Origin of the sequence: Stenoxybacter acetivorans DSM 19021 (assembly GCF_000745895.1) — a bacterium.
Lineage (GTDB): Bacteria > Pseudomonadota > Gammaproteobacteria > Burkholderiales > Neisseriaceae > Stenoxybacter > Stenoxybacter acetivorans.
On sequence record NZ_JQKE01000074.1, the window covers coordinates 1 to 10,921 of the forward strand.

The following is a 10,921-nucleotide window of genomic DNA, read 5'->3' on the forward strand; positions in this document are numbered from 1 at the left end:
CAACATTTCACCGGGATAAGTTTTATTGTACCGCTGCGCCTGCGCTTTGAGCTTGTCTTGAATGGCTTTTTCTACTTTTGCCAAACGCTTCATGCCGTAACGAACTTGTTTGAAGCGGCGGTTAGTGCTGTTTTTAGGCACGAATACCTGTAACCGCGCTTCTTTCAAGACTTTATAGATGGTGGGTCTGCTGACGCAATAGGTAGCCGCCAAATCAGAAACGCGGACATTTTCTTCTGTATAAAGCCGCCAAATTTCTTGACGCTGATAGGGCAGTAAACGGGTTCTTTTATGAATATTCATTACAGTATTTTCCTATAAATACTGTAAACAACGCTAGGAATTCTTACAATTAAAATGACTTTTATATCAATACTTATGTCAATAAAGGCAACAGTATCGGCACAAGACACGCCGTCAGCACCCCATTTAGAATCAACCCCAAACTTGCATAAGCCGCAACATTGCGGCTGCGCTCCAATGCGCGGCTGATGCCCATCGCATGTGATGCTGAACCCATAGCAATGCCCCGTGAGCTGGGATAACGAATTCTCAGGTGCCAAAGCACATAAAAACCCACCATTTGCCCAATCATGCCTGCCATAATCACCGTTGCCGCGGTTACCGCGGGAATACCATGAACACTCTTGGTAATTTCCAAAGCAATCGGCGTTGTAACCGATTTTGCCGCCAACGAAATTTGCACCAAATGACTTGCGCCCAACCACCGCGCAATCAATACCACCGACACAATTCCGGTGATGCTGCCCAACACCTGTGAAATCAAAATCGGCAGCCATTGTTTACGGATTTTTTGCCATTGCAGATACAAGGGCACAGCCAAGCACACCACCGCCGGTTGCAGCCAAAAATCAATAAATTGTGATGCTGCATGAAATTGTTCATAGGAAAGATTAAAGCATTTCAGGTAGCCTATCATTGCCAGCGTGCTCAGCACAACGGGGTTAAACAAAAAATGCCCGGTGCGTGCACGGAAATGTGCGCTTGCCCAGTAGACCGCTAAAGTCAAAAACAATAACCACACTGGGTTTGCCAAAAAATTCACCGCCATTTGCGCACCCATTCATGGCTTTTCCCGCTCACCAATAACACCAGCAAAGTGCTGAAAACAGTTGCCAGCGTAATCGACCAAAAATCTTGGCGAATCAGATCCAAATAATTCATCACCGCCACACAAGGCGGTACCAAAAATAAACTCAAATTCTGCATCAGCACATCAGCAATACTTTGCAGCCACACCGCCTTCACCCAGCCCAATTGCAGCAACACAAACAACACACCCATTCCCACAATGCTGGCAGGAAAATGAATGCCGCTCAACATCACAATTCCCTCACCCGCAGCCAGACATGCAAAAATAATGCACAACGCCCGTATCATTTTTTCTCCTCGCTATCTTGATTTTCAGCCATATTTGATTGAAGTATAAACCAACTTTTTTCATAACAAGAAAGCATTATTAAGCCAAATAATTATCGGATACATGAAAAATAGACAGCCAAACTGCTTTTTTCATCACGTGGCAATCCGAAACAATCAAGCCTCGTACAGTAAAAACCGAAATGAAAAGCCATATCCATGTACAAAAAGCAGTCGTTTAACTGTATAAAAAATCGGCGGCCGGGTAAAACCCAAAGCATTCCAAAAGACATTCAGTCAATTTATCTGTATATCCAACTACAAACAAAATGTAAGAAACAATCAACACACACAATACAACAGGCAGCCTGAATCTCTCTTCAGGCTGCCTGAAAATAATATGCAAAATATCGGCAGTATGTGCTGATAAAAAAAGCATCACCGCTGCCACTGTTCTTCACAATGGCGAATGGAACAGTAGTCAGTGTATTTTTAAGGTTATCTGAGACATCAGACTGTTTAACAGGCTGCCTGAAATTTTTTTACTTTCATCATCAGCCGCCCCCCCCACTCAGGCACCGCCCAAAAATCGCTGATATGCCGCATTATCTGTATGCTCTTGATGCACATAGCCCAATTGTTCCAAAAACGCATCGAACACTGCATTTTCTTGCGGTGGCACGTCCAGCCCCACCAAAATACGTCCGTAATCCGCACCGTGATTGCGGTAGTGAAATAAAGTAATGTTCCAATCGGATTGCATGTGATTCAAAAATCGATGTAATGCACCCGGGCGTTCGGGAAATTCAAAACTGAATAATCGCTCATTCGGCACTTGATTGGTACGACCACCCACCATATAACGAATATGAATTTTAGCAATTTCATCGTGGGTTAAATCCAGCGCAGGCAAACCCGCTTGGTTGAGCTCGGCGGCGATATTCTGTAAATCGGCTGTGCCGCCCGATTGAATACCAACAAAAATATGCGCTCGCGTGCTGTTGCCATATCGATAATTAAATTCAGTGATGTTTCGGCTACCGAGTAAATCAATAAAACGGCGGAAACTGCCGGGCTGTTCGGGTATGGTTACCGCAAAAATACCCTCATGCCCTTCTGATAATTCACAACGTTCGGATACGTGGCGCAAACGGTGAAAATTCATATTTGCACCGCTGGCTATGGTAATTAAAGTTTGCCCTTTGCATTGTTCGCGGGCAATATAGGCTTTTAACCCCGCCAGAGCCAATGCACCTGAGGGTTCATTGATGCTGCGCGTGTCATCAAAAGTATCTTGAATGGCGGCGCAGACAGCATCGGTATCAACGATAATGATTTCATCAAGCAAATCGCGGCAAATGGCAAATGTTTCCTCACCCACCAATTTCACTGCCGTGCCATCGGCAAATAAGCCCACGTCTTTTAATTCAACACGGCTGCCGGCTTCAATTGATTGTTTCATGGCATTCGCGTCATCGGTCTCCACACCAATGATTTTGATATCAGGGCGCACATTTTTGATAAATGCCGCCACACCCGCCGCCAAACCGCCGCCGCCGATGGCAACAAAAACAGCATCAATCGGTTTCGGATGCTGCCGAATGATTTCCAAACCAATCGTACCCTGCCCGGCAATCACATCAGGATCGTCAAACGGCGGAATATAGGTCAAACCGCTTTGTGCCGCCAACTTCATGGCGTGGTCATAAGCATCGTTAAACGACTCACCCGCCAATACCACTTTGCCGCCGCGTTTTTTTACGGCATCTACTTTAATTTTCGGCGTGGTTTTCGGCATCACAATCGTTGCCTCACAACCCAAATACTGCGCCGATAAAGCAACACCTTGCGCATGGTTGCCGGCACTGGCAGTAATAACTCCCTGTTTCAGCGCACTTTCAGGCAGCCGCGCCATTTTGTTGTACGCACCGCGAATTTTGAAAGAAAACACCGGCTGTAAATCTTCGCGCTTAATCCAAATATGATTATTCAAGCGATCAGATAAATTACGGGCATAGTCTAAAGGCGTTTCTTCCGCAACATCGTAAACCGAAGCCGTGAGAATACGCGTGAGGTAGTGTTGATGTGTATTCATAATGATAATGAGTTAATAATATTTGTTTTAAACCAGGATACTCATTTATTTTTCAAAAATAAATCGCTTATATTAAAAACAATGCAATTGCTGTTTTAAAAAATTCGATTGTTATTTAGGCACTTTAATCACAATGGTTTTGGCTAAATAATCTTGCAAGGTACGGCGCATATTGGATTTAATAAACACCATAATGGCACAAGCAAAAAAAGCCAAATTATTTATAGTCCCACCAGCAGTCTCAGGTGTGCTAATCAACGATCCAATAATATAAGCAATCATTCCGAGAATTAAATAATAAGCACCTTCCCGCATCAACACCGTACCCACAAATCCGGGATTTTCTCCATCAAGTTTAATCACCTTAATACCGACAATATTCTTGCCAATCGATTGTCCATACTTACTCATCCAAATAATTTGCCACACGCCCAGCAACAAAGAAAAAATATTAAGTGATGATTTTACCAACAAATCAAACAGTGCTTCACTTATATTCGGACTAATGGTTTTGACGACAGCCAAGAAAGACAGAGATAAAAAAAACACCAACATGTAGCAAAGGCCATTTAATAATATTGCCCACAATCTTTGCCCTGGACTTGCCAACTCCACTTCGATGGCTTCATTGCTTAAAGCAGATGTTTTGCTGTTCATGACAAATCCTCTTTTGTCGTATCAATAATCAAAATTACCTTCTGGGCGGATCATTTGGTCGCAATAAGCCAACCAATTTATCCAAAATACCATTTACAAATTTATAGCCATCTGTGCCGCCGAATGTTTTGGTGATTTCAATGGCTTCATTGATAATAACCGGATAAGGTGTTTCCGGCATGGCAGCTAATTCGTAGTATGCCATCAGTAAAACAGCGCGCTCCACCGGATTGAGATCATTTTCTTTGCGATCCAAAAGCGGGCGAATTTGTTGCATACATTCGCGGCGATTGTCATAAGCACCAAAAAAAATTTGAGTAAACAATTCACCGTCTGCTTTGCTGAAATACTCGTTTTCACGTATGTTTTTAGCGATTTCAACCGCCGATGTATCGGTATTTAATTGGCTTTGATACAAAGCCTGTACCACAAATTGACGAGCGCGGCGGCGGGGTGTGAGCATATTATTTCCTTAATAATCATTATTTTTAGGGGTTTCAGGCAGCCTGAAAAAGCAGGCGATTGCCCACTGAAACAGCCAATTAAATCATTCAAACCATTTTTTCGGAATTATTCCGCAGCAAATTTGCCATTTCAACCGCCGCGTCCGCTGCTTCTGCACCTTTTATTTTGGCGCGAACAATGGCTTGGGCATCGTTTTCAGTGGTCAGAATGGCATTGGTAATGGGGATATGGCATTCCAAAGCCACCCGTGAAATGCCTGCACCAGACTCGTTGGACACCAATTCAAAGTGATAGGTTTCACCGCGTACCACCACACCCAAAGCCGCCAGAGCATCGTATTCTTCGCTGAATGCCAAGTGCTGTAAAGCCAGCGGCACTTCCAAAGCACCGGGAACCGTCAGCAAAGTAATATTCTCTTTGCGCACACCCAATTCTTGCAAACGCGCGGCACAGGCTTCTGTTAATTGGCTACCGATGTGATTGCCGAAACGGGCTTGCACAATGCCGATACGCAATGTGCTGCCATTCAGATTGGGGGAAATAATATTCATTTTGCAGTATCCTTATAAAAATGCTTTGAAAAATTTTGGCTGTGGCAATTTTTTATGTCTTTAATGAAGATTTAACACTTGCCAACCGCACTTTTGAGCGCGTTCAAGCAAAACAGCATCGGGATTAACCGCCACCGGCTGATTCACCATTTCCAACAAGGGCAAATCATTGTGTGAATCGCTGTAAAAATAAATATTTTCATAATCAGCCAAAGTTTTTCCTTGTTTAGCCAGCCATTGATACAAACGGGTTACTTTGCCTTCTTTAAAACTGGGCGTGCCTGTGTAATTACCGGTGTAATTGCCTTGTTCATCGGTTTCCAGCGATACCCCAATCACATGCGAAATGCCGAACATGCGGGCAATTGGGGTAATTAAAAATTCATTGGTGGCAGAAATCATCAGCAATTCATCGCCTGCATCGGCATGTCCTTTAACCAACATTTTCGCCATCTCACCCACATTCGGCAAAATAAAATCACGCATAAATTCAGCGTGCATTTCATTTAATTGAATGCGGGAAAATCGGCTGAGCGGCTCCAGCTGAAATGCCAAAAATTCATCAATATTCAGGCAGCCATTCAGATAATCTTGATAAAATTTATTGTTTTTCATATCAACAAATGTTTTATCAACCACACCTTTTTGCATTAAATACTTAGGCCATTCATTGTCTGAATCGCAGTTAATTAACGTATTATCTAAATCAAAAATAGCTAAATTCATGGCACTTCCTGTTGCAGCAATTCGCGAATTAAAGGCAAAGTAACACGGCGGCGGTATTGTAAGGTGTCGTGGCTGATGCGCAGCAAAATAGTCATCAAACTGCCCCAATCACGCGGTCCGTATTGAAGTAAATAACGAAAAACATCACGATCAACCGGAATTTGCCAAGCGTTGGCAATCTGCATAAGGGCTTCTGCTTTTTCTTCATCGTTCAATGGTTTCAACTCATAAACCAAACAATACGCCAATCGTGTGCGCAAGTCTTCTCGAACGGTTAAGCCGGCGGGCGGCACTGCCGCACTCAATAACAACTGCCCACTTGCGCGGTTGCGAAAATGATTAAAGAGTTCAAATAAACGATGCTGATTTGCTGCATCTAAATAGTCAATATTGCCGATAACAACGGCATCTTGTGAAAAAACAGCATCATCTGCCAATTGCCGCTGTTCACTGATGACGGCAGCGTTGATACACATCACGGCGTATCCTTTTTTTTGCATTTCCGCCGCCCACGCCTTTAATACGATACTTGCCGCTCCACTGTTTTCATCACGTCCAAACGCAACTTCACCGTCCCACACATAAACAAAGGCTTCGTGTTTACTTTGCAAAACTTCCCGCAACTGATGATTGCTGTTGCCTAAAAAAGCAGCAGAATCGGGATAAGCGTTATCGGCAAAATCCAAAATCAATTGATTCACACGCGCACTCCGAACAGGCAAACCATTGTCATTATAAAGAAAGGAAATACAATCCGAAATAATAATCCGTTTATCAGCCAGTCTAATTTTATCTGTATTATTAAGAAGTTGTTTAACAGCTTCTAAGATTTATTTTCTTGTTTCAACCATTGCGGCACAATCCATTTCACTGCGTCTTGCGTTTGCCGGCGCGCCATTTGTGTTAATAAATCATCAACCTGTTCAGACACGCTTAACAGGCTCATGTTGGCTTGCGGCATAAACCCAGCATCAATCGTGTGCTGAAGCATGGTAACAATGGGATCAAAAAAGCCATCAATATTCAATAAACCGATGGGGCAGTTGTGTAATTTCAATTGTGCTTGCGATAAAACTTCAAATAATTCTTCATACGTACCCAGCCCGCCCGGCAACGCGATAAACGCATCAGCAAGCGCAATCATTTTATTTTTTCTGGCTGCCATGTCATCGGTTTCAATCAGCTCACTTAAACCGGTATGCGCTTTTTCCAATTTTTTTAAAAATGTGGGAATCACACCAATCACACGCCCGCCTGCTGACAACGCTGCATCGGCAATCGCGCCCATTAGTCCAGAATGTCCGCCGCCGTAAATCAGGGTTTGCCCGTTTTGAGCCAAGGTATGCCCTAAGGTTTGTGCCGCTAAAAAATAGGCTTTATTCTGACCCAAATTCGAGCCGCAATAAACCACAATATTATTCATTTTATTCATTGCATCAGCCACTAAAATCATCATAAACGGTTCAGGCAGCCTGATTGGCAAACCGGGCTGCCTGAAAAAAACAACAAAACAAATTGATGAAATTGTACAAACAAGAATTACCTGACATGCCCGCGATGTTGTTTTTTTATATTTCAGGCAGCCTGTAACAGCCCCGTGTTCTTCTAACTCAGCGCATCAATTTTCAACTGCAGCAATGCACGCTGCGGCGAATTTTCTATCAATAATTTTGATGCCTCAGTATAAGCGTCAATGGCTTCTTTGTTTTTTTGCTGTGCCTGAAAAACATCTCCCTTCGTCTCCAGCAATATCGGCTGAAAATCTTTATCAACGGTTACATTCAATGCCGACAAGGCTTCGTTGTATTTCTGCTGCTGCAAATAAACCACCGCCAGCCGCTGGGCAGTAATGGTGCGGAACAGATCATTCTTTTGTTTACCCGCCACCCATTGTAAATGTCCGATTGCTTCATCGTATTTCGCGGTCTCAAACGCCGCCGCCGCCATAATCAAAGTGCTTTGTGCTGCGGGCAAAGTATTGCCATAGTCTTGCTGCAAACTCAGCAAGGCTTTTTTTGCCGACGCGTCGTTACCCGCTTGCAGCTGCGTGGCAAATGTGTCTGCCAAATCACCTGCTTTTTCGTTTTGTTCACGCAGATGACCTTGGTAAATTACCCAGCCCAAATATGCCGCTGCCGCCAGTAATAACACGCCGAAAATCCAGCGTCCGTAGTTTTTCCAGAAGTGTTTGAAGTTTTCAATTTCTTCCTGATCTTGGAAATCATTCACAGCCATTTGTTGTCTTCCATTGTTGTAATAAGTGAACCGCATCGGACTGCGGCATGGTGTGCTGCCCCAATTGACCCGTCAAGTCTTTCAGGGTGATGGTGTTGTTTGTTAATTCATCGTCGCCGATAATGGCGGCAAACCGCGCACCTGAGGCATCGGCTTTTTTCATCTGCGCTTTCAGGCTCTGCGTACCGCAATGCTGATAAACAGACAAACCGACACGGCGAAGCTGCTCTGACAGTTGCATGGCAACAGCAGTGCTGCCGTTCCCCTGCCGCATCAGATACACATCGGGCGCAGCTTCACTTTTCAGGCAACCGTATTCTTGCACCAGCAGCAATAATCGCTCCACACCCATAGCAAAGCCAACGCAGCCGGTGGATTTGCCGCCCAATTCTTCGACCAAGCCATCATAACGCCCGCCGCCGCAAACCGTGGCTTGTGCACCGAGTTTATCGGTTGTCCACTCAAATACAGTGTGGTTGTAGTAATCCAAACCACGCACCAGACGCGGGTTTTCTGTGTATTCAATATCCAAAGCAGCCAACAGCGATTTTAATTCAGTGTAATTACTTTGCGATGTTTCGCCCAAATAATCAATTAGCTTCGGTGCGGCATTAACCATGTCTTGCAATACCGGATTTTTGGTATCCAGTACGCGCAAGGGGTTGGTGTGCATGCGTCGGCGGCTGTCGTCGTCCAAAATCGCTTCATTTTGCTGCAAATAAACCACCAAAGCAGCGCGGTGAGCGGCTCGTTCTTCGCGGTTTCCCAAACAATTGAGTTCTAAGGCAAGGTGCTCACCAATACCCAATTGCTGCCACAAATCGGCGCACATGGCGATGACTTCGGCATCGGCATCAACGCTGTCAAACCCCAACGCTTCTACGCCCACTTGATGAAACTGGCGGTAGCGCCCTTTTTGCGGTCGTTCACGCCGAAACATCGGTCCCATATACCACAATTTTTGCGGACCATTGTAAAGTAAATTGTGTTCCACCACCGCCCGCAAACACGAAGCCGTGCCTTCCGGACGCAGACTCAAGCTCAAAGCATCGTTGGAATCAGAAAACGTGTACATTTCTTTGCCGACCACATCGGTTTCTTCGCCGATGGAACGTACAAACAAACCGGTTTGCTCCACAATCGGTGTGCGAATTTGCCGATATGCAAAACGCCGCGCCCATGCGGTAATTGCGTCTTCAAACGCTTGCCAAATGTCGGCGGTCAGTTTGAAGTCTTTTTGTGCCACTGGCAATAAATCATTCATGCCTTTAACGGCTTGGATTTTTTGTCCCATTCTTATGGTTCTTTGAATTTATTCAGGGTTTAACTGACGAATTATATAGATACTGAAGCCTTTATAAAAGGTATTTGTATGGAAATACCGTTAAACAAATTTACTTTTGCACCCACAATCAGAAAAAAATATGTTAATCTTTTCAGGCAGCATGATTGTGCCAACGTTTAAGCAAACAGAGCAATCATGCTGACTTTCGATGCGTAATAAAATGAGGAGACACAATATGTATCAAAAAATCATGGTGCCGGTGGACGACAGCAAAGCGTCTTTGCGTGCCTTGCATGAAGCTGCTTCTTTGGCAAAATTGTGCGGTGCCACTTTGCATGCCGTACATGTGGTTGATTTGGCACAATTCAGCTGGGGCGGCACCGGTTATTTACAGTCTGAAGAAGTGCGCAAAGCCATTGAAGCCACAGGGCAAAAAGTATTGCAGCGCACCCGTGAATTTCTGGTTCAAGAAAATGTGGAGGCGGAAACCGCTATTTTGGAAAGTGCGGGTGATAAGGTGGCTGACTTGCTGGTGAATCACGCGAAAGACAATCAAGTGGATTTATTGATAATGGGTACACACGGCTTCAGCGGCTTGATGCACATGTTAATGGGTTCTGTAGCGGAAGGTGTGTTGCGTCAAGCGGATATTCCGGTGATGCTGCTGCGTGTACCGCATGATGATTAAATTGTTTTTACCGCGGCCTGTGCTTTATTAATAAGTAGCACTGACGCGCCATTGTATCAAATCTTTTCAGGCAGCCTGTTTACACAAAAAACAGGCTGCCTGAATATTTTTTGGAAATCACTAGGGTCTGTGGATATTTACCTATATAATGTATAATAAACAAATGGATAGATTAAAACTGACCGATACCCAATGGAAAAAAATAGAACCTTTATGTCTTGGAAAAGCAACAGACAGAGGAAGAACAGGGAAAAATAATCGTTTATTTCTTGAAGCAATTCTTTGGATAGCCCGAACAGGGAGTCCTTGGCGTGATTTACCCAAGTCGTTTGGTAAATGGAATACCGTTTACAGACGATACAACAATTGGTTAAAAAAAGTATTTTTAAGAATATTTTCAACATACTAAGTAATAAGTCGGACTTAGAATATGCCGCCATTGACGGCACAATATCGAAAGTACATCGTCACGAACAAGGTGCGGTGGGCGGGACGCGTAATCAAGCAATCGGTCATTCTCGCGGCGGAGTAACAACCAAGATTATGGCGTTGGTTGATGCTTTGGGTAATTTGGTGAAATTTGTTTTATTACCGGGTAACAAGCACGACATAGCCGGCGTTCTAGCGCTAATTGAAAATACGGATATTCAAGCACTGTTAGCAGATAAAGCCTTTGATGCAGATTGGCTTTTTCAGGAATTAGATGGGCGTGGCGGGAAAGCGGTTATTGCACAAAAATCCAACCGAAAAAATCCAAGAATATTGGATAAAGAGATGTATAAATGGCGGCATTTGGTTGAAAATTACTTTACCAAGTTGAAGGAATATAAGCGAATTGC

The 10,921-nt window shown here is 44.1% G+C and carries 14 protein-coding genes and 1 pseudogene; 3 read left to right on the forward strand and 12 right to left on the reverse strand.

The window, feature by feature from the left end; translation table 11 throughout:
- From Q384_RS09655 to hisS, 12 genes and pseudogenes are all read right to left on the reverse strand, one after another.
- Nucleotides 1–303: pseudogene (locus Q384_RS09655) on the reverse strand (IS481 family transposase); the annotation flags it as partial.
- A gap of 73 nt (nucleotides 304–376) precedes the next feature.
- Nucleotides 377–1,084, reverse strand: a complete 708-nt coding sequence (locus tag Q384_RS09660; protein ID WP_245608539.1) for an LrgB family protein — start codon at nucleotides 1,082–1,084, stop codon at nucleotides 377–379.
- Complete coding sequence (locus Q384_RS09665; RefSeq protein ID WP_037587507.1) at nucleotides 1,063–1,401, reverse strand: CidA/LrgA family protein; 339 nt, start codon at nucleotides 1,399–1,401, stop codon at nucleotides 1,063–1,065. The genes Q384_RS09660 and Q384_RS09665 overlap by 22 nt, the downstream gene beginning before the upstream one ends.
- A 550-nt stretch (nucleotides 1,402–1,951) precedes the next feature.
- The gene (ilvA, locus tag Q384_RS09675; RefSeq protein WP_037587511.1) at nucleotides 1,952–3,475 is read right to left on the reverse strand and encodes a threonine ammonia-lyase, biosynthetic; all 1,524 of its coding nucleotides are present in this window, start codon (nucleotides 3,473–3,475) and stop codon (nucleotides 1,952–1,954) included.
- A gap of 111 nt (nucleotides 3,476–3,586) precedes the next feature.
- On the reverse strand, nucleotides 3,587–4,132 hold the full coding sequence (locus tag Q384_RS09680; RefSeq protein ID WP_037587513.1) for an RDD family protein: 546 nt from the start codon (nucleotides 4,130–4,132) through the stop codon (nucleotides 3,587–3,589).
- Nucleotides 4,133–4,166: 34 nt separating this feature from the next.
- Nucleotides 4,167–4,595, reverse strand: a complete 429-nt coding sequence (nusB, locus tag Q384_RS09685) for a transcription antitermination factor NusB (protein ID WP_037587515.1) — start codon at nucleotides 4,593–4,595, stop codon at nucleotides 4,167–4,169.
- 88 nt (nucleotides 4,596–4,683) lie between these two features.
- Complete coding sequence (gene ribH, locus Q384_RS09690) at nucleotides 4,684–5,148, reverse strand: 6,7-dimethyl-8-ribityllumazine synthase (protein ID WP_037587518.1); 465 nt, start codon at nucleotides 5,146–5,148, stop codon at nucleotides 4,684–4,686.
- 60 nt (nucleotides 5,149–5,208) lie between these two features.
- A complete protein-coding gene (locus Q384_RS09695) occupies nucleotides 5,209–5,874 on the reverse strand; it encodes a histidinol-phosphatase (RefSeq protein ID WP_037587521.1) in 666 nt (221 codons plus the stop codon).
- A complete protein-coding gene (locus Q384_RS09700; RefSeq protein ID WP_037587522.1) occupies nucleotides 5,871–6,575 on the reverse strand; it encodes an HdaA/DnaA family protein in 705 nt (234 codons plus the stop codon). Before Q384_RS09700 ends, Q384_RS09695 begins: the two co-directional genes overlap by 4 nt.
- Nucleotides 6,576–6,697: 122 nt before the next feature.
- Nucleotides 6,698–7,330, reverse strand: a complete 633-nt coding sequence (locus Q384_RS09705; RefSeq protein WP_245608540.1) for an LOG family protein — start codon at nucleotides 7,328–7,330, stop codon at nucleotides 6,698–6,700.
- 149 nt (nucleotides 7,331–7,479) lie between these two features.
- On the reverse strand, nucleotides 7,480–8,109 hold the full coding sequence (locus Q384_RS09710) for a YfgM family protein (protein ID WP_037587524.1): 630 nt from the start codon (nucleotides 8,107–8,109) through the stop codon (nucleotides 7,480–7,482).
- Complete coding sequence (hisS, locus tag Q384_RS09715) at nucleotides 8,096–9,403, reverse strand: histidine--tRNA ligase (protein ID WP_037587525.1); 1,308 nt, start codon at nucleotides 9,401–9,403, stop codon at nucleotides 8,096–8,098. Before hisS ends, Q384_RS09710 begins: the two co-directional genes overlap by 14 nt.
- 226 nt (nucleotides 9,404–9,629) lie before the next feature.
- Between hisS and Q384_RS09720 the strand changes: the two genes are divergently transcribed.
- The 3 genes from Q384_RS09720 to Q384_RS13405 all read left to right on the forward strand — a co-directional run.
- The gene (locus Q384_RS09720) at nucleotides 9,630–10,082 is read left to right on the forward strand and encodes a universal stress protein (protein WP_037587527.1); all 453 of its coding nucleotides are present in this window, start codon (nucleotides 9,630–9,632) and stop codon (nucleotides 10,080–10,082) included.
- A gap of 163 nt (nucleotides 10,083–10,245) precedes the next feature.
- On the forward strand, nucleotides 10,246–10,491 hold the full coding sequence (locus Q384_RS14545; RefSeq protein ID WP_211251103.1) for a transposase: 246 nt from the start codon (nucleotides 10,246–10,248) through the stop codon (nucleotides 10,489–10,491).
- Nucleotides 10,419–10,921, forward strand: a 503-nt coding sequence (locus Q384_RS13405; RefSeq protein WP_156956535.1) for an IS5 family transposase, incomplete at its 3' end; no start/stop codon positions are given. The genes Q384_RS14545 and Q384_RS13405, both read left to right, overlap by 73 nt.

What these genes read in the sequence shown, in the direction of transcription:
- Q384_RS09660 (WP_245608539.1), bottom strand. Translation starts at nt 1,084, where the DNA reads ATGGGTGCGCAAATGGCGGTGAATTTTTTGGCAAACCCAGTGTGGTTA.
- Q384_RS09665 (WP_037587507.1), bottom strand. Translation starts at nt 1,401, where the DNA reads ATGATACGGGCGTTGTGCATTATTTTTGCATGTCTGGCTGCGGGTGAG.
- ilvA (WP_037587511.1), bottom strand. Translation starts at nt 3,475, where the DNA reads ATGAATACACATCAACACTACCTCACGCGTATTCTCACGGCTTCGGTT.
- Q384_RS09680 (WP_037587513.1), bottom strand. Translation starts at nt 4,132, where the DNA reads ATGAACAGCAAAACATCTGCTTTAAGCAATGAAGCCATCGAAGTGGAG.
- nusB (WP_037587515.1), bottom strand. Translation starts at nt 4,595, where the DNA reads ATGCTCACACCCCGCCGCCGCGCTCGTCAATTTGTGGTACAGGCTTTG.
- ribH (WP_037587518.1), bottom strand. Translation starts at nt 5,148, where the DNA reads ATGAATATTATTTCCCCCAATCTGAATGGCAGCACATTGCGTATCGGC.
- Q384_RS09695 (WP_037587521.1), bottom strand. Translation starts at nt 5,874, where the DNA reads ATGAATTTAGCTATTTTTGATTTAGATAATACGTTAATTAACTGCGAT.
- Q384_RS09705 (WP_245608540.1), bottom strand. Translation starts at nt 7,330, where the DNA reads ATGATGATTTTAGTGGCTGATGCAATGAATAAAATGAATAATATTGTG.
- Q384_RS09710 (WP_037587524.1), bottom strand. Translation starts at nt 8,109, where the DNA reads ATGGCTGTGAATGATTTCCAAGATCAGGAAGAAATTGAAAACTTCAAA.
- hisS (WP_037587525.1), bottom strand. Translation starts at nt 9,403, where the DNA reads ATGGGACAAAAAATCCAAGCCGTTAAAGGCATGAATGATTTATTGCCA.
- Q384_RS09720 (WP_037587527.1), top strand. Translation starts at nt 9,630, where the DNA reads ATGTATCAAAAAATCATGGTGCCGGTGGACGACAGCAAAGCGTCTTTG.
- Q384_RS14545 (WP_211251103.1), top strand. Translation starts at nt 10,246, where the DNA reads ATGGATAGATTAAAACTGACCGATACCCAATGGAAAAAAATAGAACCT.